Raw genomic sequence first — 22,864 nt, 5'->3', positions numbered from 1 at the left:
AAAGTAGATAGCCTAGTGCGATTAATTACTCAGAAAGCGTTCTTTTATTAACCATGACGCCATACTATGAAATAAATGTTTCACTTTCAATTAAAATGAAAACTTTATTTCACTTTAATTAAAGTAAGTGTGATGGGCATTTGAATTAAGACGTTTAAACAGTAAGAGAAATCATAAAAAGTCCAGCAATAACAAGGAACGAAAGAGATATTGGCACAACCAACAAAAATGAACTATTTATTTCATTTAATATAAATATTGAAATAATATATTCAATGGTTAGGAATGAAGACTAACTATCTCTATACTCAGATTAATAATCAGGTTAATAATCAGGTTAATAAATACGCCGATATGAAATGAATGTTAATAAAGTGAAACAAAGGAAAGTAAGATGCCGGTAGCCAAAAATATTGTCCAACTACAACAGCAAATTCGTTCTCGCTACGATGATTTAAGTAAGCGGCTACAACAAGTTGCATCTTATGTATTAGACAATAACAACAGCTTAGCTTTTGATACGATAGCAGTCATCGCGACACAAGCAGACGTACCGCCTTCTACTTTAATTCGCTTTGCTAAAGCCTTTGAATTCAGTGGATTTAATGAAATAAAACAATTATTTAGAAGAGACTTAATTGAAGAAACAGCAAGCTATACCGACCGTGCTAGATTATTAAAAGAGCATGAGCCCGAGCAGACTGGACGTGGAAAACCTTTACATATTTTACAACAGTTCGCCCAAGTAAATTCTCAGGCAATGCATCAATTAGCGACTCAAACATCGCAACAGCAACTAGAGATGGCAGTTGATATGCTCAGTAAGGCTGACAATATTTATATTATCGGCTTAAGGCGATCCTTCAGTATCGCAACTTACTTAACCTATGCATTACGCCATGCGGAGTGCCGTGCTTTTTTAATCGATGGGTTAGGAGGTATGTTTAATGAACAGTTATCTATGGTTGGTAAGAACGATCTTGTACTCTCTATTAGTTTTAGCCCGTACGCTGAAGAAACGGTCATGTTGAGTAAAGCGGCCGCAAAAGCAGGCGCACAACAAATCATTATAACTGACAGTCAAATTAGCCCATTAGCTGCTTATAGCGATGTCTGTTTTGTGGTGAATGAAGGTAAAGTTGATGAGTTCCGATCTCAATCGGCTTCATTATGTTTGGTACAGTCTTTAGCCGTTGCATTGGCTTTTAAGCAAGAAAATACACATTAATCAATAAAGCCGATAGTTTCTATTACATGCATTGAAAATATCGGCTTTGAATTATTTAATGATGATTAAGTTAAAAATAATTATAATTAAGTTAAAAAAACGATGTAAATAACACTAAGCTAACAATGATTGTACGTACTGTTTAATCTCATCATGTTGGCAATGTTCAAAAAAGCATTGTTGGAAACGCTCGCCTGATACGGCTGTTTTAACTAATGATTGGTCAATCGATTTTAATGTGTCTAAGTAGTTATCTTTCATTATTGCAGCTTTAACATCGTTTAAAATACTTGCATTACTTTGCTGCGGAGCCGCGCGCTCTAACGGGTAACCTTGTCCACGCTCGCCTGTCGTGAACGCTTTTTCAAAAATGTAACGCACATTTAATTCTGCTCCCCAACCAAACCCTTTAGCAAAGGCCAACGCCAATGCATTACCATTGTTAATTTGGTTAAATAGGTATGCATCGGAAGGTTCTAAGCAATAACCACAAACAACACCAGGATGTATATTTAAAGACATCATCGCGCCTTGTCCTGTACCACAACCAGCAACAACAAAATCAACGGCTTTAGCATTAATCAAAATACTCGCCATAATCCCTAAGTGTATATAGGTTAAATGGTGATCATTTTCATCACTCATACCGACGTTATAAACAGGATAATTAAGTGGATCTACAACGGTTTTTAGCTCATTTAGCACCATTGCATTTTTACCTGCTTGGCTATTTTCCATCATTAACGCTATTTTCATTGGTATCTCCTACAGCGACGCTGCTATTAATTTAGTTAAAGATAATTATATCTGTCACAACTCACATCAATATACGTAGAAAAAAATCACTTACAATAATTTATGAAACATCGTTTTATAAATTTAGATGTATATCAAGAATTATTCGTCAGTACGACTTCTTTTAAATGTCATTCCTTTTAAATACGATTCCTTTAAATGTAATTCCTTTCAACATTATTCTTTTCAACATTAAGGTTTTCAAATTTTTAAAAAGGCTTTTTAAAAATACTGCACTGAAAATTAACTCAGGTTATGATGTGCACAAATAAAAACGATAAGGAAAAGCAATGGATAAACCAACTCAACCAGAATCTGTTTCATCGGTATTAAAAGTATTTAGTATTTTACAAGCGCTAGGTGAGCAAAAGAATATTGGTGTTTCAGAGCTTTCACAACGTTTAATGATGTCTAAAGCCACTACTTATCGATTCCTACAAACAATGAAAACTCTCGGTTATGTCACCCAAGAAGATCAAGCAGACAAGTACTCACTGACACTAAAGTTATTTGAATTAGGCGCTAAATCTTTAGAATATGTAGATTTAATTAGCTTGGCGGATAAAGAGATGCGTTTGATATCAGAGCAAACGAATGAAGCATTACATTTAGGGGCATTAGACGATAATTCAATTATTTATATTCATAAAATTGACTCTAATTACAGCTTAAGAATGCAATCAAAAATTGGTCGTCGCAATCCTCTTTATAGTACGGCAATTGGCAAAGTCTTATTGGCAGGTCGAGATGAAGCTTTTGTTCGTGAGACGTTATCCGATGTAAAATTTATTAAACACACTGAAAAAACATTAGAAAATACGAACCAATTGTTATCTGAATTAAAAGTGGTTCAAGAACAACATTACGCAGAAGATAACCAAGAACAAGAACCTGGTTTAAGATGTATTGCAGCACCAATATTTGATAGATTTGGTAGTGTTATAGCAGGTATCTCAATTTCATTCCCTACCATTCGCTTCGATGAACAGCACATGTCGCATTATGTAAACTTATTACAACAAGCAGGAAAGAATATCTCATCTGAATTAGGTTATAAACATTACCCAATGAAATAGTTTTTAATTTTCTAAAAGAAAAAAGCAAATTACTGTTCAAGGAGCAAAGTTTAGAAAGCTCTGAAGTGAATAGATCCTAGACAGAAAAAGGAAGATCTAACGGATTAAATCGTCACTTTCTAACAACGAAAATTTTTTCTTCACAGTTTGCTCTATGGAGCGTTACCTTAAAAGGTAACGGGGGTATTATTTTTAATACTAATTTAAAATAGTAGCACCATCTTCTGCGCTAGAGACAGCGGTTCGAAATAACGAAAATAACTCACGACCAGCACCAAATTGCTGGCTTGTTAAATCTGGATGAAAAGGTATACGCTGGCTAATATCTTGTTTAACTGAAATATCACCATTGTTTGCATCAAGACGAATAATATCACCATTATTAATTCGACTAAGTGGTCCATCATACTGCGCTTCTGGCGTCATATGAATTGCAGCAGGTACTTTACCTGACGCTCCTGATAAACGGCCATCTGTAACTAGAACAACTTTATACCCACTTTTCATTACATTCGCTAAAATTGGCATTAGTTTATGTAACTCAGGCATACCATTTGCTGCTGGTCCATTATGACGAACGACAACAGCAACATCATGATTAAATAAACCTGCTTGATACGCTTTTTCTACATCATGTTGAGATTCAAAGACCATTGCTGGCGCCTCAATAAAGCGGTTTTCTTCTGCGACGGCACTAATTTTAATAACACCTCTTCCAAGATTACCGTCCAATACTTTTAAACCACCTTGAGGGCTAAACATTTCATTAGGTGCTGAAATCACTTGCTTGTCTTTAGAGTCAACTGCATCAATGAATATTACCCGATCCTCTTCCAAAATAGGATGAGTTAAGTAATCTCGCATTGTTCCATATATTGGTTTAGCATCCATATTTAACAAGCCTCTATCACATAATTGCTTCATTAATGTAGGGACTCCACCAGCAGCCTGAAAGGCATTAATATCGGCAGGACCGTTAGGGTAAAGCATAGTTAAAGACGGTACTACTTTAGATAGCTGATCAAAATCATCCCAAGTAACTGTTAAGCCTGCAGCTTTTGCAATCGCAATCATATGAATTGTATGGTTAGTGCTACCACCAGAGGCCAATAAAGCAACCAATCCATTAACCATTGTTCGCTCATCGATTACTTCTGATATAGGGCGATAGTTTTTACAGCCGTAAGTAATATTAGCCATATGTGTTGCAATCGTATCGGTTAACGCATGGCGTAATGCTGAATTAGGTGGTAGAAAAGCAGATCCTGGTAACATTAGCCCCATCGCTTCAAATACTAATTGGTTAGTATTCGCAGTGCCATAAAAAGTACATGTACCCGGTGAGTGATAAGCTTCATTTTCCATTTTTTGTAATGCGGTTTTATCCACTTCACCAGCAGCATACTGTTGTCGTACTTTTACTTTATGCTCATTACTAATACCGGTTGGCATTGGGCCTGATGGAACAAATGCAGCAGGTAAATGCCCGAAAGCAAGTGCCCCCATAATTTGCCCTGGCGCAATTTTATCGCAAACGCCGAGTAATAAAGTTGCATCAAACGTATTGTGACTTAGACCGACAGCCGTCGCTTGCGCGATTAAATCACGAGAAAACAACGACAAATCCATTCCCGTTTGACCTTGTGTCACACCATCACACATAGCAGGAACACCACCTGCAACCTGTGCACTATGGCCAATTTTTTGCAATGCCATTTTTATTTGATCTGGGTAAGTTTTATAAGGTTGGTGAGCACTTAGCATGTCGTTGTAAGCAGTGATAATACCGACATTCACTTTGGTAAAATCTAGAATAGTTGATTTTTGACTCGTACCGCACGATGCAACAGTATGCGCTAAATTACCACAGGCTAAATTGGCTCTTTCTTTGCCTAATGATGCGAGATTTTGTGCTCGTGTTAAGTACTCAGTACGCTTGATAACGCTTCGCTCTGCAATATTTTTAGTGACCTGTTCAATAACCTTGTTCATAAATAACCTTTGATTGTAGCTAAACTAGCTGAATTCGTTGAAAATATAATGCTTCGTATTTTTAGCCTATGACGAAACATTATTATAGGATGCCTAACTTATTGACTGTCTTGTGAAATAGACAATAGCGCAGCATTAACACAACGCAGCACCACTTCTTCTTGAGTACCATCTATATCAATATGAATAACATTAACTTCTTCTTCTTCAGGCATTTCTAGTGTTTCAAATTGGCTTTTAAGTAATTTAATCGGCATAAAGTGCCCTGCTCTGTCCTTCATTCGCTCTTTGACTAAATCAAAATCACCATGAAGGTGTAAGAAAATAATATGGTTATTACCATCGCATATTTGTTGACGATATTTTTTCTTCAAAGCAGAACAAACTAAAACACCCGTTTCTTGTTTCATTTCTATACTAAAAGCAGCATCACGGATCCTTTCTAACCACGGCTTTCGATCTTCATCACTCAATGGAAGACCTGAAGACATTTTAAGAATATTTGCTTTGGGGTGAAGATCATCACCATCAATAAATTTAGCGTTTATTTCCTTTGCTAAACTTTCACCTATTGTGGATTTTCCTGTTGAGGAAACGCCCATCACAATAAAGACATGGCCAATTTTCTTTTGATTCATTCTGGGACCTATACCCTATTTAAAATACCTACTACAAATAATAGAGAAAGCTAATTTGCAATAAGTTACCAATAACATGTTACCCGTAACTAAATTTCAAGTAAAGACACAAAAACGGTAAAGGATAAGCTTTCGAGAAGATACTCCTGCACTGTATTTATGTACTTTATTGTGACGGTAAGGCTGTTAATGAGTTGATGTAATATGCTCGATAAGAGCAATAAATTTTTATCTTAATGAGATTAAAATTAAACATTAGTGTTATCAAAAACATGAGCTTATATATTCATGTTTCTAATTTTTTTCTTATTTTATCTATTAATATTTTGTTTTCTTGATTGTTTAAAAAAATGGGAAAGTCATCATTATATGGGCTTCCCCAATTCTTTTTATCTTTGTATTTAGGGACAATGTGCATATGAAAATGATTAACTATATCGCCATAAATAGCGTAATTAATTTTATCAGGACAAAAAATAGCTTGAAGCACTTCGCTGGTTAATGCGACATCCCCCATAAACCCGTCTCTTTCACTTTTTGAAAGCTCAAATATTTCTTTTATGTGTATTTTTGATGCAACAATAACTCGCCCTAAATGTGACTGATTCAAATTTAAATAAAGATTGGAATGACTTAACTCGCCAATATGGATCATTAGGCTATCTAGCACTTCATTTTTATCACAGTAAAAACATGTTTTAGTGCTCATATTTTCCCTCCATCATTAGTTATAAAAACGAATTTAATGCTTTATTTTTTAAACTTTAGCGTTGAAATTTATATCCATAAAACTACTTAATGGCACCAACAGTTAATATTATATTAGCAAATCTTCTTTTCTCACCTGACGCTATCACCAGTAATAAATCATCTGATTTTGCCGTGTTATAGAATGCGTACCGCTCTAATGAGGTAAATTCAACTTCTAGCGATAATCTATCTTTATATTCTTGATATATTTCAGGATTAAAATCAGCAGGTGTATCCATCAAAATGGCCGACTCAACATTAATTTCAGTAAGTAATGCATCCAAAATATCCGTCGCGTTAATCATTCCAGGTGATAGGTTCAAATAAATAATGATCGCGTTAGGTGAAGAGTTAGTGACAAAAGAATAGTTACTATCCGCAATCAATATTTTTGTCTTATGCCCACACTTAGCTAAAGTCGATATTAATTCGGGATGAATAATTTTTGATTTAATCATTTTGATTCCTCTAATAGCGTAACCATTATAAAAATGGCTACGCTAATACTTAGTATTAACCCACATTAATTACATGCGGTATACGCCACCATTGACATCAATTGTCGCACCTGAAACAAAGCCATCATATTCCGATGCAAGGAAAATGATCGTTTTCGCTACATCATCAGGTGTTCCAGCTCGACCAACAGGAATACCGGCAACAGTTGCATCAGCAGACTCTTTTGTTGTGTGCTGATCATGGAATCGCGTACCTAATATTAATCCTGGTGCAACTGCATTGACTCGAATACCAAATTCACCGAGTTCAGCAGCTAAAGAACGAGTGAAAGTCAGCACTGCGCCTTTTGTTGTTGAATAAACTAAAGACCCAGAATGCCCACCAGAACGCCCTGCTAAAGATGCTAGGTTAACAATACTCGCACCATTTGAAGCTTCTTTTAAAAATGGTAATGCCGATTGAGTAACATTAAGCATGGTAGTCATATTAACGTCGATCACGGTTTTCCAGAATTCAGGCGTTATTTCCCCTAACCATTTACGCGCAATAATGCCGCCAACGTTGTTAATTAAGATGTCCATTCCACCTAAAAACTCAGCCGCATTAGCAATACATTCGTTAGCTGATTCAGCATCAGTTAAATCTGCATAACCATAACTTGCTTTTTGACCTTTAGATTCTGCTAATTTAACCAATTCCTTAGGTCCCTCTTCACCCATAAAATAATGAATATATACATCACAGCCAGCATCTATTAATTGTTCCGCTACTGCTTTACCAATGCCTTGCTCTGCACCAGTTATAAAAGCTTTTTTGCCTGTTAATGACCCCATGTTCTTATTTACTCCTCGAATGAATTAAATTGACTATTTTGCGTTTTGAATTGTTTCTAATAAAGAAACCAAGCTAGGGTTATCTTTCTTGAATTTTTCATACACTGGTTGAACTGATTTTTGGAATGCAGGAATATCAGCAGTTAGTATTTCAGCACCACTTTCTACTAGTTTAACTTTGGCCATATCAACATATTCATCCCAAAATTTGTCTTGAACGGCTAATGATTCTTTAGCCACTTCTTTAATTATTTTTTGATTTTCTGGAGAAAGTGTTTTCCAGATATCCGTTGATACTGCTAATACGTTTGGTATTGAAGTGTGTTTATCTGAAGAGTAGTACTTAGCAACCTCATTATGGCGAGTAGAGAAATAGGTTGGAATATCGTTTTCTGCACCATCAACAACACCTTGTTGTAACGCTGAGTACACTTCTCCAGATGAAATAGGAACAGGGCTCGCACCTAGTGCTTTCATTGTATCAATATCAATAGGTGAGTTTTGAACGCGAATCTTTAATCCTTTTAGATCGGCTGGTTTTTCAATCTTAGTATTCGAATAAAAACTTCTTGATCCACTTGATAGAAATGCAAGCCCAATAAAACCATCTTTTTCGGAAGATTGTAGAATTCCATCTCCAATTGGACCACTTAGAATTCTTTTAGATTCTTCAACCGTTTTGTACAAATAAGGTAAAGACAATACTTTATATTGGTTTGAGAAAGTAGCAGTCAACCCACCGCCTACTTTAGTAAATGCCAAAGTACCATTTTGTACCATCTGCAATGTTGCTTCTTCCTTACCAAGCGTTAAGTTAGGATAAACTTTTACACGCAGATTAGATCGTTTGGTAACTTCATCAGCAAACCAAGCCAATGACTTAGAAACGGGATGTTCAAGTGGCATTGCATGTGCCAGTTTTAATGTTTTTGCGCTTACATTCATTGTTGTTGCACTCAGTGCAATAGCAAGCGTTGCAGCACCTAAAGTAAACTGTTTTAAAATTTTCATGTCTTTTCCTTAAAGTAAAATTAGTTGTTATTACTAGCCTTTGTATCCAGCAAGTCTCGGTAACCAAAGAGACAATTCAGGAATAGCAGTAACAATTCCGAGGGTTAATATCATGATTAAAAATAAAGGTAAGAGTTTAGGTACAACTTTACCTAGCTTGACTCCAGACACACTACAACCTACGAATAAGGCTGCACCAACTGGAGGAGTGCAAATACCAATACATAAATTGAATATCATGATCATCCCAAAATGAATTGGATCGATACCCAAATGTACTGCGATTGGTAATAAAATAGGAGTAAAAATAAGTATGGCCGGAGACATATCCATAAATGTTCCTACGACTAATAAAATAACGTTAATAAGCAAAAGGATGATGATCGGGTTTTCCGAGAAAGCGAGTACAAATGCAGAGATAGCAGCAGGTATATCGGCATTGGCCATTGCCCAAGACATAGCTGATGAGGTCGCGATCATAAGCAATACAATAGAAGTTAGTATTACGCTGTTAATTAATATATTTGGTAAGTGCTTTATTTTTATTTGTTTATAAGCAAACCCTAATAATAAGCTGTATACCACTGCTATAGCGGATGCTTCTGTTGCAGTAAAAATACCTCCGACAATTCCCCCCATGATAATAACAACCATGAATAAACTAGGAATGGCTTCAATAATTATTGTTAAGACAGGCTTTTCTAATACGATTGTTTGCTGTGGAACTTTGAATATTTTACCAAATATCATGATCCCAATCATAATGCCTAAACCCATTAATAATCCTGGGATATAACCTGCTAGAAATAAGTATTGAACAGAGGATGTACTGACTAAAGCATATAAAATAACAACATTTGATGGTGGTATTAATAACCCTGTAGGACATGAAACAATATTGACAGCACTAGAGAAATCTTCAGGATAATTTTTTTCTTTTTGTAGTGGCCCCATAATACCGCCGACGGCTGCAGCTGCTGCAGTCGCAGAGCCTGATAGGGAACCAAACATCATATTCGCAATAACATTCACATGACACAATGAACCAGGTAATTTTCCCCCTAAAATCATTGCAAAATTAATCAATCGTTTGGCTATTCCTCCACTATTCATCAAGTTCCCGGCCAGAATAAAAAAAGGAAGTGCTAATAAACCAAAATTATCTAATCCGCCAAGTAATTGCTGAGAGGTTAACCCTGCAGCCTTATCTAATGGAAATGATAAAAATATGGTTAAAATAGCTGACCAACCAATAGAAAAAGCAATTGGAACTCCAATAACCAAAAATATAAGTAAAGAACTAAAAAGCATGACGACAGGCAACAAGTCATATACAGCATCAGGCATGTGAGCAATATAATTTTCAGTGAACAAGATATCGATTAAGGTCATGTTATTACCCTTTCTTAATTAAGGTTATTGACTGGAATGATTTTGCAATATCGTAAACACCAAAAAGAATCATAAGTGAGCCTGAAATCGGCGAGACTAAGTATATGTAACCGACTGGAATTTCGTTTCCAAATAACGTTAAGCTTGGGGAGATTTGATTGTAAGCAAGTGTGGCATTTACGATTGAGCTTCCACCGTAAACTAACACCGTATAGGAAAATAAAATCACTAGTAAATTAATGAAGATGTGCAACCAATGCTGATTTTTTTCATTCAATTTTGTCATTAACATTTCTAATGCTAAATGACGTTTAATAGCAAAAGTATAGGCACCACCAAAGATACCAACCCATATCATTAAGTATCGAGACAGCTCATCAGTAAAAGTAGAAGGCGAATTAATAACAAATCGAGTAAATACTTGCCATACAACAGCAATTACCATCACAGACATTAATATCATTAAAAATATCTCCATTGCCTTCATCGTTTTTTCTATCATGTATGTAAAAGCTATCATTCGAAGTCCTATAAATTTTTGATTAATGACTACTTATTTTTTAATTACCCTTTAAGTTACCGATAACATGTTACCAGTAACTAAATTTTTAAAAATACCTATAATCAACAGAAATGACATAAATAAGATCCATGTCTAATTTATGTCTCAATAGCGTATAAAAAGGAGAGAATTGGTTATGAGAAATTTGATCTGCGTAGAATTTTTGATGTTGTTCAAAAGGCGTTTATTATTTTTAATGTAAATAATAAGCCAATAATATGTTTTTTTATGAATAGAAAGCTACCGAGGATAGTTATAACCCCAACAGTAAAACGTAAAGAAATGTACTGTGATAACCATTATTTATATAAAAGATAATCGAGAGAAAAGAGAGGTTATAAAGTTGAAGTAGCATTCTCAGCATTGTGATTTTCTAATAATTCAAAATTGACTATTAAATTAAAAAATAAAATTAAAATTAAAATTAAAATCAACAACTTAAAACTACAAGCGCATCGATTTTTTTAATAAAACACCATGAAAATAATTAATAATTCTATATAGAGTTATTAATTATTTTTTGTATCAAAGCGGTTTATTAAAGATGAATAGACCTAGAAAGAGTCACCTTTTTTTATATTAAACCCTAAATCATAGATTTTTTTGGTGTCTCTTTTACCTTCGATAGCATCCAGTAAAATTGATGCGCTGGTTTCACCTATCTCATAACGCGGAGTATAAATACTGGTTAGTCGAGGGCTCACTGCTTGGCCTATATCTAAGGCATTATAACCAATGATACAAATAGTTTCTGGAATGGAAATACTTCGTTCATTACAGGCAAATATTGTCCCGACTGCAATATCATCATTTGTGCACAGGATACCATCTAAATCAGAACATTCATCTAATGCTCTGCTTAATAGCTCCCGGCCTAATGTGAAAGTAGAATGTTTATGAGTTAAAAAGTGATTCTTTTTAAGGCCACATTCAACAATGGCTTTATCGTAACCTTTCATTCTTAATTTTGTTCTGCTGTCTAAACGTGCGCCAAAATAGGCGATTTGTTGTTTACCGCTTTTCACCATTTCCATAGTAGCCGTATAGGCTGCAAATTCATGGTCTAAACCGACATTCATATCGATTGGATCTTTACAAAGCTCCATTGTTTCAACGACAGGTATTCCAACAGTTTTTAACATTTTTAAGGTTCTAGGGGTGTGATTTGTCCCTGTTAAAATCAATCCATCCACATTGTAAGAAAGTAAGCTCGCTATTTTTCGCTCTTCTACTTCTAAGTCGTAACCAAAGTGAGAAATTAAGACCTCATAACCTCTGACATTAGTAATCGACTCGATACCTTGTGTAAAGTTAGCAAACACTTGATTTGATAATGAAGGAAGTAAAATGCCGATAGCTTTACTGGATGCTTTCGAGAGCATAGCGGGTGCGCGATTATGTATATAACCAGTATCTTCTACTGCTTGCGCAATTTTAATACGTGTTTTTTCTGATACCAGCTCAGGGTTACTCAAAAAACGACTCACAGTCATTTTGGTGACACCCACTCGTTCTGCAATATCTTTAAGGGATGGGCGAATCTTTTTTTTATTGAGAGCCATAATAAATAATGCACTTAATTAAGTATAATTTAAAATGTTACTGTAACAGTAAAGATGTGTTTATGTTAATTAATTTAATTGGCATCGTTATATAATAACAAAAGAAGACCTAGCTGATTGCTAGGTCTTCTTTGTAGATATATCAAAAAAAATATTTACTTTTTAAATCAGTTACTTTAAGCCAATGACTAAGTTATCAGCTAGATTATTCAATAAGATAAAGTACGTATCAGGCCCTTGAGCTAAGTCTGAACCTAGTGGGTCAAGCACGCCTGTTGTTGCGCCAGTTCCTTCGATAATTGTTTCGACTAAGCTTGATTCAAATTGTGGTTCACTGAATACAGCTCGGGCCTTCGTCTTCTTCACTCTTTCACGTATCTCGCTAATACCTTTTGCACCAGGTTTTCTATCTGGGTCAATCGTCACAGAGCCAACTGCATTTAAATCATAAGCTACTTCAAAGTATTGATAAGCAGAATGAAATGCAAGATAAGGCGTCTCTTTCACTGGTGCTAATTTTTGTTTCAATGATGCATCAAGTGCGGCTAGTTTTGTCGTTAATTTAGCTGAGTTAGCTTGATATTGAACTGCATGTGCAGGGTCGATATCAATTAACATTTTAGTTGTTTCAGTCACTACTTTTTGCGCTATTTTAGGATCTAACCAAAGGTGCATATCCATTACACCATGATGGTGCTCTTCATGATCAGCATCTTCGTCATGGCCTTCATGTTCTTCGTCATGTGTTGCTTCATGATCCGCATGTTCTTTATGACCTTCATGATCATCATCGTGTTCTTCGTCAGTCGCATGTTCTTCATGACCTCCGTGCTCTTCATCATGATCTTCATGAGTCGCATGGTCTTCATGACCTTCGTGCTCTTCATCATGATCTTCATCATGATCTTCATGAGTCGCATGGTCTTCGTGATGTTCATGTTCGTCCCACTCAACACCGCTACGTGTTTTTAATAGTGATGTTTCAAGTACTTCAGCTAGCTCTAACTGTTTAGCATTTTCTGCAACCGTTTCTAATGGTTTTTCAAGGAAGCTTTCCATCTCATGTCCAATCCAAATCACTAGATCTGCACTCGCTAATGCTCTCGCTTCTGAAGGACGTAAAGTATAAGCATGTGGAGAGCCTTTTTTTACCAATAAAGTTGGCGTAGCAACCCCCTCCATCACTGCGCTGACTAATGAATGAAGCGGTTTAATACTGACCACGACTTTCGGGGTTTCATCTGCCATCAATGTCTGCAATGGCAGTACAAATATAGATAAGCAAATAAATAATAGTTTTTTCATGTTTAGTCCTTTAAGATAGTTGATTAACCTAATGTTATATTATAACATTTTAAGTTGTCAACAAGCTATAGAATACATTAAAAGTGATTGACACAAGCACTACAAAAGAAATTATTAAATAAAGGTAATTTGTTAACAATGTTAGCGATCAATAAAGATAATAACAGTCAACCACTACTCACCTTAAGCAATGTAAATCTACAAATAAGCGGTCGTTCATTACTTGAATCAGTGGATTTACAACTTAAACCCGGTGAAATAGTCACGGTTGTAGGCCCTAATGGCGCAGGTAAAACAACCTTATTGCGGGTTGCACTTGGTTTACAAAAACCAACATCAGGCAAAGTAGAAAAGGCTAAAGATGTAACAATTGGTTATGTGCCACAAAAACTTCACATCGATCCCACCTTTCCTATTACAGTAAGGCGCTTTTTAGCATTAGCAAAAGGCCACGATAAAACAAAATTTGTACCTTTATTAAAAGATGTTGGCGCGGAGCATGTTATTGATTCGCCATTACAAGGTTTATCAGGCGGTGAATTACAACGTGTGCTAATGGCTAGAGCGTTAATGCGTGAACCTGACATTTTAGTGTTAGATGAACCCGTGCAAGGAGTTGATGTACATGGGCAAGTTGAATTATATGATTTGATCAGTCGTGTACGTACCGAGCGTGGTTGTGCCATTTTAATGGTATCTCATGACTTACATTTAGTAATGGCATCTACTGATCGTGTATTTTGTTTAAACAAACATATTTGTTGTAGCGGCACACCTGAAGTCGTCGTGAATGACCCTGCTTACACAGCACTTTTTGGCCCATACGCAGCAAGACATTTAGCATTTTATGTACATGATAAAGAACATCAGCACGACCATGAACACCATCATGAGTGTTGTGGGAACGAGGAAGACGGCAAGAATGGATGATTTTTTATTAAGAGCACTGTTAGGTGGACTAGGTGTAGCCTTAGTTGCTGGGCCTTTTGGTTCGTTTGTGGTGTGGAGACGACTAGCCTATTTTGGTGACACCTTGGCACATTCTGCTTTATTAGGTGTTGCACTTGGTTTTATTTTGCATATCAACCTGACTTTAGGCATTTTTATTATTTGCCAAATTTTAGCGATTCTCTTGTTTATTAGCCAATATCAGCGTCAACTCGCCAGTGATACGTTATTGGGGATATTCTCCCATGGAGCATTGTCTCTTGGGTTAGTCGCATTAGCCTTTATGGATAATGTCAGAATCGACTTAGTGAGCTATCTGTTCGGTGATATTTTGGCGATTGGTTATGATGATCTATATTGGATTTATGGTGCAGGTGGTGTCGCATTATTAGGATTGATTTGGATCTGGAAACCTCTGTTATCAATTACCATTCACGAAGATTTAGCCCGTGTTGAGGGATTACCTGTTGATCGCATTAACTGGCTATTTTTAGGATTAATTGCATTGATTGTAGCAATTATGATGAAAGTCGTTGGCATGTTATTAGTGACAGCTTTGTTAATCATCCCTGCTGCAACTGCAAGGCGCTTTGCAAATACACCTGAAAGTATGGCATTAATCGCAATGGTGATTGGTGCAATGAGTGTGGGATTAGGCCTATGGGGATCTTTTGAATACGACACGCCATCAGGTCCAACCATTGTGGTTGCAGGTTGTATCTTGTTTATTTTCAGCATTATACTGCCACGAAAATAAGCTACTTAAACAAACTTTACAACCAAAAAAGGAGCTGTTATCAGCTCCTTTTTATTTGAAAACACACCTTATAAATTACTAAAATATTTAATAATCAAAGATAATTAAATATTCACTTCGGTACCTTCATCACAACGCCTTTAACGAGTAAAGATAACTACATTTTCAATGTCACAGGTTAATGGCACTTGATCGCCAATTTGATACTGCTGTAACCCTTTTGCATTCGTTGATAAGTACACAGTACTGCCATCGTTCAACTGCAATTCATATTTGTAATAACTGCCATGGAAATCTTGTTTAATGACTTTACCTGAATAGTCCGAGTCAGCAGAATAAGTAACATCTTCGATACGCACCAGTAACTCAACTTCAGATCCTGCTTTAAAATGATGAGGCATTTTTTTAACAAAACGACCTAACGCTGTTTCGACACTATATTCACAACAGATTTTACCCAGTAAAAACTTACTTTCGCCAACAAAAGAAGCCACAAACTTACTCGCTGGGAAATGATAGCTATTAAACGCAGTATCCCATTGATGGATATTACCTTCACTCATCACCGCTACTTTGTCAGCAATAGCAAATGCTTCAGCTTGATCATGGCTAACCATTATTGCGCTTACTTTCTCTTTTTTTAAGATTGATTTCACGTGTGGGACTAAGCTATCTCTTAATTTTGCATCAAGTCCAGAAAAAGGTTCATCTAATAATATCAACTCAGGTTTTGGGGCAAGCGCTCGTGCTAGAGCGACCCTTTGCTGTTGCCCACCAGAGATTTGATGCGGATATAATTTTGCATAATCACTCAAATCAATAAGCGCCAATAACTGAGTTACTCTTTCTTGAATCACTTTTTTAGGTTGTGATTTTATGCCAAAGGCAATATTTTTTTCGATACTAAGATGTGGAAATAATGAAACATCTTGAAACACCATGCCGATTTTACGTTGATCTGGTGTGACGGTTGAGTGCTTGTCTGATAACACTTTTCCAGCCAAGGTTAACGTTCCAGTACTCACTGGTTCAAAGCCAGCAATCGCACGTAATAATGTCGATTTACCACAACCACTTGGTCCTAATAAACAGCCAATATCTCCCTTTTTTAAATCCAAAGAAACATGGCGGACAATAGTTTTTGAACCATAAGCGACACTCACATCGCTGAGGCTTAATAATGTGTTTGATTCAACTGTATTCATGATGCTTGTTGTTTCCTAGCGTTTGAAATCGAACGGCTTAATATGATCACCGGTAATAACCCAACTGCCACAATCATAATTGAAGCAGGTGCCGCATCAATAAGTCGTTCGTCAGAAGCTAACTCATAAGCATGGACAGCTAAGGTATTAAAATTAAAGGGACGAAGTATTAATGTGGCAGGCAATTCTTTAAGCACATCCACAAACACAATTAATAATGCCGTTAATAAAGAACTACGCATTAACGGAAAATGTATTCGAGTGATCACTTGAAAATTACTTTCTCCCAGAGAACGTGCACAGTTATCTATATTAGGTTTTATTTTCTCAAGTCCTGTTTGTACCGCACCCATTGATACAGCTAAAAATCTCACCGTGTAGGCAAATAAAAGGGCAAATAAAGTACCTGAAAAAATCAGGCCGAGATCAAGCCCTAAGTAGCGCTCCGCAAAGTCTATGACTTGGTGATCTAACCATGCAAGCGGGGTAATAATGCCCACCGCAATAATAGTGCCGGGCAACGCATAACCTAAGCTTGCTACGGTGGTAGAGCCTTCAACTAATCTGGTCTTTTTAATGCGCTTTGCATACGCTAATAAAACAGAGAACGCCACCGCAATAGCTGCTGCGCTCAATGCTAAATAAAGCGAGTTCCACGCTAATTGAAGATACTCTTGTAACTCAAATTCCGCTTGGCTGAAACTCCAATAAAGTAATACGGAAGCCGGTAAAATAAACCCTAAGAAAACAGGCGTAAAACAGAACACCCAAGCCAAACAGCTATCTTTAAATGATAACCTAATTAATGCACCAGCAGGTCGCTGTTCACTATTAGAATGATAACGGTTTTGACGCCGTGAATAACGCTCAAGGATAATTAAAAAGCCCACAAAACTTAACAGGATTGTCGCAAGTTGAGAAGCTGTCGTTGCATCACCTAAGCCATAAAAAGTACGATAAATACCTGTGGTAAAGGTATTAACACCAAAATATTGTACGGTACCAAAGTCCGCTAACGTTTCCATTAAGGCCAGTGTTAAGCCAGCAATAATAGCAGGCCTTGCCATTGGTAATGAGAGATGAAAAAACGCACGTTTACGGCTATAACCTAAGGTTCTACAAACTTCTAGTGAGTTAGTTGAGTACTCAAGAAAAGCCGCTCGCGCTAAAAGGTAAACATAAGGATAAAGTACAAAGGTGAGCATACAGATAGCACCACCTAAGGAGCGGATTTCAAAAAACCAATACTCTCCGTAACTAAGTCCAGTTAACTCCCTAAAGGCTGTTTGAACTGGGCCTGCAAAATCAAATAAACCAGTATAAGTATAAGCAACGATATAAGCAGGAACAGCAAGTGGCAGTAATAGTGCCCAGCTAAACACTCTTTTACCTTTGAAGTCACAGACACTCGTAAGCCAAGCCGCTGGAACACCAATTAATAACACACCAAATGACACGCCAATTAACAGTAAAATGGAGTTACTAATATAATCACTTAAAACGGTATTAATCAGGTGAGTAAGTGTTGGTCCAAAACCACTAAATAATGAGCTGATGACCACAAAAATGGGAAGAGATAATACAAGCGCAGTTGATAAAGTGAAGCCACTAAGCCAGTTTATTTTTTTAAGTTGTTTAAGCATTATCGTATTTCATTCAAAGGTTGAGAAAAAACCGAAAGTTTAACATATAAACCAACGGCCTTTTTCTACTTTAATTATTTGAATCTAAGCAATAATTATTTCCAACCAGCTTTATCCATCAACTCAACTGCTGCTCGATTATTTTCACCTAATTTATTAAGGGCAATGCTATCTGCTTTATGAGGTCCCCAGCTAGCAACTGATTTAGAAATTGGTGCTGATTTTAAGACAGGAAACTCACTATTAACGGCTGAGTACCATGCTTGTGACTCAGGTGATGTCATGAACTCAATTAATTTGATCGCGTTGTTTTTGTTCTCAGCATATTTAGTCAAGCCTGCGCCACTTACGTTCATGTGTACACCACGGTCGTTTTGGTTAGGCCAAAACAGTCCTACTTTATCTACTACTTGTTGATCGTCTTTGTCATCACTGTTCATCAAGCGACCGAAGTAATAAGTGTTTGAAATAGTGATATCACAAACACCCGCAGCAACCGCTTTTAATTGATCAATATCGCCACCAGCAGGTGGTTTAGCGATATTCTTAACCAGTGCAGTTGCCCATGTTAATGTTTTTTCTGACCCGATATTTTCAATCATAGAAGCAACAAGAGATTGATTGTAAATACTATTTGAACTTCTAAGACAAATTTTTCCTCGCCATTTTTTATCAGCTAAATCTTCATAAGTTGTTAACTCTGTTGGGTCAACTTTGTCTTTAGCATAGAAAATAGTACGAGCGCGTTGTGATAAACCAAACCATAAATTATCACTATCACGTAAATTTTCAGGAATGTTAGTGGTTAATACATCGCTTGAGATCGGTTGTAATACACCAGCTTCTTTAGCACGTTGTAAACGACCTGCATCAACGGTGATAAAAATATCCGCAGGGCTCGCTTTGCCTTCAATTTTAAGTCGTTGTAATAACGCATCAGCTTTCCCTGTAATTAAGTTAACTGTGATACCTGTGCTACTTTCAAACTTATCAAGTAGTGGTTTAATTAACGCTTGTTTACGTGCTGAGTACACATTAACTTCTGAACTTGCTTCTGCTGCAACTGAACCGAGTAACGCTAAAGTCACCAGTGAAAGCTTTATTTTAGATAGGTTTAACTTAGTCATAATAAATGGGCTCTTAATAAAAGGTAGAAAAAATAACGGTAAATAGTTATTGCGGTTCATTAACTGTATTGCTTTTTGAGCGACTAAACCTTAGTGAATAAGTAAATAGTCGTTTTTTAATAATACGGTAGCTATTGATAAAGGCTGATAAATAAAGCTTCTTTAAGGTTTGCTCATTGGCTAGTTGGTTTTTGCTCAACCCATACTGCAAAGTAACATCAGATTCACTGTGGTGAAATGTATTAAATAATTTATCCCATACCGCTAAAATAGCACCGTAGTTTTTATTAAAATGTCGTGGTGATGTTGAATGATGAATATGATGTTGAGCAGGTGAAATAAAGTACTTTTCAATGCATTTATAATAACCAATCGAGATATGGCTATGGCGTAAATTTGCACCTGTTACATTAAACACAAATAAAATAATATTAACGTTCAGTACAGTAAATAAATCGACTTTATCATCGAACAAAAATATAAATACCCCAATACTAATGCCCTGTACTAACGCACCACGTATAGCAAACAGTAATCCTTCAACTGGATGAGTGCGTAAAACACTTAATGGCGTTAAAGTTGTGGCACTGTGGTGGGTTTTATGGAACTCCCATAACCAATGCACTTCATGCATTATCTTATGAGTATAAAAACGCGCAAAATCATCAAAAGTAAAAATAAACAGTGTAAATGCAGTAACAATGATCCAACCAGGGGTTTCAATATCAAGGTTACGATGGCCAACTAATTGATGCATGCCTTCAAAGATAAAGGTTGCAACCGTTAACTTGCCTAACAAAAGAGGATTACACAGCAGGTAAATTGCTTTGTTAATAATGATCATTTTATAATCAGCAATCGCTGACTTAGAAAACCAATGTGGAAAACCAAATGCATTGGTGAATTTAGTGAATAGTGGTTCGGTATTGTTCTTTAAAGAATAAAGGGCAGCGATAAACATGGCACACAGTAAATACCCCCAAAAAAGGCGTTGTTGGGAATTACTGAACAGGGAAGATAAATCATCCCAATACTCGCTTAAAAAATTATCCATAACCGTCTTTCTTTAATAAATTAGGCGACATTATCGTCGCCTAATTTTAAAGGTTAATCAGAGACTAACTTATTAATCATTCTCAGTACTATTACCTGCACCTAGTTTTTCAGACAAAGCAGCAAGGTTGCCAAGTTTATCTTTTAAACGTGCTTGTAGTGGGTATTTATCAGCTAATAACTTCTGAACTTTAAGCATATGCAATGCAAATTCATTTAAATCGATTGAGCTTTCTTGCTCGTAATTACCTTCTGAATCGATACCGGTCACTTGCGTATTACCAAGTAGTACAGGGCTGTAACCAATTAAACGGTTAAGCGAAACAGCAAAACCACCTAGGTCTTTACCACCAGTTTGTAATGCTAATGAGAAGCCTTTTAATTCACCCCAATGGTGAAGGTAACTTTTAAACGCATCTTTTACATCTTCATTTTTCTCAATACCAGCTTGAAGAGCAAGTGCGTCTGCGTAAACACTACCAGCATATTTAAATGCTGATTCAGCAATCACAAGCTCCCAGTTAGTTTTGATAACATCAGCATATTCCATTAACGCTTTACGTTCTTCAACAGACAGTTTTTCACCTTTTGCATCAGTGATTAATTGACGACCATCAATGAATGCTTGAGTGATTGTTTTAAGGTAGTTAGAGTTACCTGCTTTATCTGCACCTGCCGCATAAGATGCGTGTGCATAAATCATTTCAGAACCTAAATCGACTTTACCGTTGCCATTGATATCAGCTTTAGCAAACACGTCTTTTGATGATTTAGAGATTGCTGAAGTATCATTTACACTCACCGTTGTACCATTAACCGGTACACCAAAATAACCAAATGCTTCATCCCATACATGCTCTTTACCAGTGTAAGCAGCACCTTCTTTATAAGGCTTGTCATTTGGTTTAACGTCAGCAGCTAGTTTTTCGTCAAGATAGCTATCAACAGCTTGATTGTAGAAAATTGCACCCATTGCAAATTTAGAAATTAATTGCGGGTAATCCATACCATTAACGTAATCAAAACCTTGATCAGATTCTGAAGCTTTTTTAATGAAAAATTCTAATACTTCAACAGCCGTTTGATTACCAGGCCAGCCTGAAACGACACCTTTGTAAGTTTTACCTGCTAAATTTTTGCCTTTAGAAAGTTCATCGATATTAGTTTCAGCAACTTTAAAACCATCTTTACTTACTGGGTTTAGGATCCCACGATTTTCAGCTGTACCAGAGAAGTAAGCATTCATTTGAGCCAATAGCTCTGGATTTGGTTTACCGTTACCTTTGTAAGCTAACTCTTTAAGTGCGTTATGTAATAAGTGACGTGCAGTTTGACCACCGTATGAAACAGACGTTGTTTTATCACCTTGGTAACCTTTAACGGTGACAGGGAAGTCAGCATAGTTCGCTGCAGATGCAACAGCTGATAATGATCCAATAGCCATTGCTATAATAATTTTCTTTAATTTCACAGTCATCATTCCTTAATTAATACGCTAGTTTAAAAAATCAGATTTAAATTTATAGCAATATCAATGAACTTGCAAATGATAATTATTACTACCCACAATAATGCTGATTACCATTCATAGAAGTGAGGTTATTAGATATTTCTATTTTTAAAAATAACAAAACAACTCAACTTTACAGCGTTACTCGGCAGGTTTATTGATAGTAACTCAATGAAATATAAATATAATATTACATTGAGTTTTTACTTGAGATCTGATTAGTAAAAAAATACAGAAATAACCAATTAAATGACAATTAGTTATCATCTCCTTCAACTACAGAAGAAATAACATTAATTGCTTTGTGTTTACTCTGTGGAATATAATGAGAAATTAAAGGTTATCCCCAGTTAAATATTTTCCAGTTTGGGTGTTTTATTGCTTCAGAGGCTAAGCGTTTACAAGGATTAACTAAATAAGCAAAATCAGCATATTCACACAATGGCAAATCGTTAATAGAATCGCTGTAAAAATGAATACTTTCAAATTGCTCAGGATTATTTGCTAACCATTGTTGTAGACGTAAAATTTTACCTTCGCGGTAGGTTGCAATACCGGTGACTTCATTTTGATAACAAGGATGACCATTACTATTTTTTTTTATCACTAAATCAATGCCTAATGCATCTTCAATACCCATTGCTTTTGCGACTTTATCAACAATAAAAGAAACCGTGGCAGAGATAATCATACAAGGAAGATGCAGTGTTTTTAATGACTTAACTAAGGTTATCGCTTCTGGAAAAACTAACGGTACAACTTGAGTATTTACAAACTCATCAACTAACACATCAATGTCTTTGGCTGGAATTTGAGTGATAGGTGCTAAGGTATAAACGATATATTCTTCCATATCTAACTCACCTTTTGCATATTGCTCCATCAATGCTTTATCGGTATCCAGATAGTCAGGATCTGTCACCACACCTTTATTAACTAAAAACTGGCTCCATAAACTAGCACAATCGCCATTAACTAAGGTCTCGTCCATATCAAATATGTGAAGTGGTTTTACCAT

Annotated in this window: 21 protein-coding genes; 4 read left to right on the top strand and 17 right to left on the bottom strand. The window is 36.1% G+C overall.

Features of this window, described 5'->3' with window-relative positions:
• Positions 1-394: 394 nt before the first annotated feature.
• Positions 395-1,228, top strand: a complete 834-nt coding sequence (locus V6255_RS12260; RefSeq protein ID WP_025562632.1) for a MurR/RpiR family transcriptional regulator — start codon at positions 395-397, stop codon at positions 1,226-1,228.
• Between the two features lie 114 nt (positions 1,229-1,342).
• Here the strand turns inward: V6255_RS12260 and V6255_RS12255 are convergent, their stop codons facing one another.
• Positions 1,343-1,984: an RpiB/LacA/LacB family sugar-phosphate isomerase gene (locus V6255_RS12255; protein WP_025562633.1), complete on the bottom strand. Its 642-nt coding sequence runs from the start codon at positions 1,982-1,984 to the stop codon at positions 1,343-1,345.
• A gap of 329 nt (positions 1,985-2,313) precedes the next feature.
• Here V6255_RS12255 and kdgR point away from each other — a divergent pair, with 329 nt between their 5' ends.
• On the top strand, positions 2,314-3,099 hold the full coding sequence (gene kdgR, locus V6255_RS12250; RefSeq protein ID WP_341628420.1) for a DNA-binding transcriptional regulator KdgR: 786 nt from the start codon (positions 2,314-2,316) through the stop codon (positions 3,097-3,099).
• 198 nt (positions 3,100-3,297) lie between these two features.
• On the opposite strand, the gene edd is transcribed toward kdgR, so the two are convergent.
• The 10 genes from edd to V6255_RS12200 form a co-directional block, all read right to left on the bottom strand.
• Positions 3,298-5,091 carry a phosphogluconate dehydratase gene (gene edd, locus V6255_RS12245; protein WP_341628419.1) on the bottom strand — a complete coding sequence of 598 codons (1,794 nt, stop codon included), beginning with the start codon at positions 5,089-5,091 and terminating at the stop codon, positions 3,298-3,300.
• A gap of 98 nt (positions 5,092-5,189) precedes the next feature.
• Positions 5,190-5,729, bottom strand: coding sequence for a gluconokinase (locus tag V6255_RS12240; RefSeq protein WP_341628418.1), 540 nt, complete (start codon positions 5,727-5,729; stop codon positions 5,190-5,192).
• 286 nt (positions 5,730-6,015) lie between these two features.
• A complete protein-coding gene (locus V6255_RS12235; protein ID WP_341628417.1) occupies positions 6,016-6,438 on the bottom strand; it encodes an HIT family protein in 423 nt (140 codons plus the stop codon).
• An 82-nt stretch (positions 6,439-6,520) separates the two neighbouring features.
• The gene (locus V6255_RS12230) at positions 6,521-6,937 is read right to left on the bottom strand and encodes an RbsD/FucU family protein (protein WP_341628416.1); all 417 of its coding nucleotides are present in this window, start codon (positions 6,935-6,937) and stop codon (positions 6,521-6,523) included.
• A 69-nt stretch (positions 6,938-7,006) separates the two neighbouring features.
• Positions 7,007-7,771: an SDR family NAD(P)-dependent oxidoreductase gene (locus V6255_RS12225; RefSeq protein WP_341628415.1), complete on the bottom strand. Its 765-nt coding sequence runs from the start codon at positions 7,769-7,771 to the stop codon at positions 7,007-7,009.
• 33 nt (positions 7,772-7,804) lie between these two features.
• Positions 7,805-8,782 carry a TRAP transporter substrate-binding protein gene (locus V6255_RS12220; protein WP_341628414.1) on the bottom strand — a complete coding sequence of 326 codons (978 nt, stop codon included), beginning with the start codon at positions 8,780-8,782 and terminating at the stop codon, positions 7,805-7,807.
• 33 nt (positions 8,783-8,815) lie between these two features.
• On the bottom strand, positions 8,816-10,129 hold the full coding sequence (locus tag V6255_RS12215) for a TRAP transporter large permease (protein ID WP_341628437.1): 1,314 nt from the start codon (positions 10,127-10,129) through the stop codon (positions 8,816-8,818).
• A 49-nt stretch (positions 10,130-10,178) separates the two neighbouring features.
• Positions 10,179-10,694 carry a TRAP transporter small permease gene (locus V6255_RS12210; RefSeq protein ID WP_341628413.1) on the bottom strand — a complete coding sequence of 172 codons (516 nt, stop codon included), beginning with the start codon at positions 10,692-10,694 and terminating at the stop codon, positions 10,179-10,181.
• Positions 10,695-11,290: 596 nt separating this feature from the next.
• Positions 11,291-12,298, bottom strand: a complete 1,008-nt coding sequence (locus V6255_RS12205; RefSeq protein WP_341628412.1) for a substrate-binding domain-containing protein — start codon at positions 12,296-12,298, stop codon at positions 11,291-11,293.
• Positions 12,299-12,469: 171 nt separating this feature from the next.
• Complete coding sequence (locus tag V6255_RS12200; RefSeq protein ID WP_341628411.1) at positions 12,470-13,603, bottom strand: metal ABC transporter solute-binding protein, Zn/Mn family; 1,134 nt, start codon at positions 13,601-13,603, stop codon at positions 12,470-12,472.
• Between the two features lie 138 nt (positions 13,604-13,741).
• Between V6255_RS12200 and znuC the strand changes: the two genes are divergently transcribed.
• Positions 13,742-14,533 carry a zinc ABC transporter ATP-binding protein ZnuC gene (znuC, locus tag V6255_RS12195; protein ID WP_341628410.1) on the top strand — a complete coding sequence of 264 codons (792 nt, stop codon included), beginning with the start codon at positions 13,742-13,744 and terminating at the stop codon, positions 14,531-14,533.
• Complete coding sequence (locus V6255_RS12190; protein WP_341628409.1) at positions 14,526-15,308, top strand: iron chelate uptake ABC transporter family permease subunit; 783 nt, start codon at positions 14,526-14,528, stop codon at positions 15,306-15,308. The genes znuC and V6255_RS12190 overlap by 8 nt, the downstream gene beginning before the upstream one ends.
• 140 nt (positions 15,309-15,448) lie before the next feature.
• On the opposite strand, the gene V6255_RS12185 is transcribed toward V6255_RS12190, so the two are convergent.
• The 6 genes from V6255_RS12185 to V6255_RS12160 form a co-directional block, all read right to left on the bottom strand.
• Positions 15,449-16,513, bottom strand: a complete 1,065-nt coding sequence (locus tag V6255_RS12185; RefSeq protein ID WP_341628408.1) for an ABC transporter ATP-binding protein — start codon at positions 16,511-16,513, stop codon at positions 15,449-15,451.
• Entirely contained in the window at positions 16,510-18,156 is a 1,647-nt protein-coding gene (locus V6255_RS12180; RefSeq protein WP_341628407.1) for an iron ABC transporter permease, read from the bottom strand. The genes V6255_RS12185 and V6255_RS12180 overlap by 4 nt, the downstream gene beginning before the upstream one ends.
• A 95-nt stretch (positions 18,157-18,251) precedes the next feature.
• The gene (locus V6255_RS12175; protein ID WP_341628406.1) at positions 18,252-19,283 is read right to left on the bottom strand and encodes a Fe(3+) ABC transporter substrate-binding protein; all 1,032 of its coding nucleotides are present in this window, start codon (positions 19,281-19,283) and stop codon (positions 18,252-18,254) included.
• Positions 19,284-19,329: 46 nt separating this feature from the next.
• Positions 19,330-20,337 carry a sterol desaturase family protein gene (locus V6255_RS12170; RefSeq protein WP_341628405.1) on the bottom strand — a complete coding sequence of 336 codons (1,008 nt, stop codon included), beginning with the start codon at positions 20,335-20,337 and terminating at the stop codon, positions 19,330-19,332.
• A gap of 72 nt (positions 20,338-20,409) precedes the next feature.
• Positions 20,410-21,807, bottom strand: coding sequence for a DUF4856 domain-containing protein (locus V6255_RS12165; RefSeq protein WP_341628404.1), 1,398 nt, complete (start codon positions 21,805-21,807; stop codon positions 20,410-20,412).
• A 379-nt stretch (positions 21,808-22,186) separates the two neighbouring features.
• Positions 22,187-22,864: an HAD-IB family hydrolase gene (locus V6255_RS12160; RefSeq protein WP_341628403.1), complete on the bottom strand. Its 678-nt coding sequence runs from the start codon at positions 22,862-22,864 to the stop codon at positions 22,187-22,189.

The sequence above is a fragment of the Psychromonas arctica genome (assembly GCF_038155225.1).
GTDB classification, from domain to species: domain Bacteria; phylum Pseudomonadota; class Gammaproteobacteria; order Enterobacterales; family Psychromonadaceae; genus Psychromonas; species Psychromonas arctica_B.
This window is presented reverse-complemented; position numbering and strand designations above follow the sequence as displayed.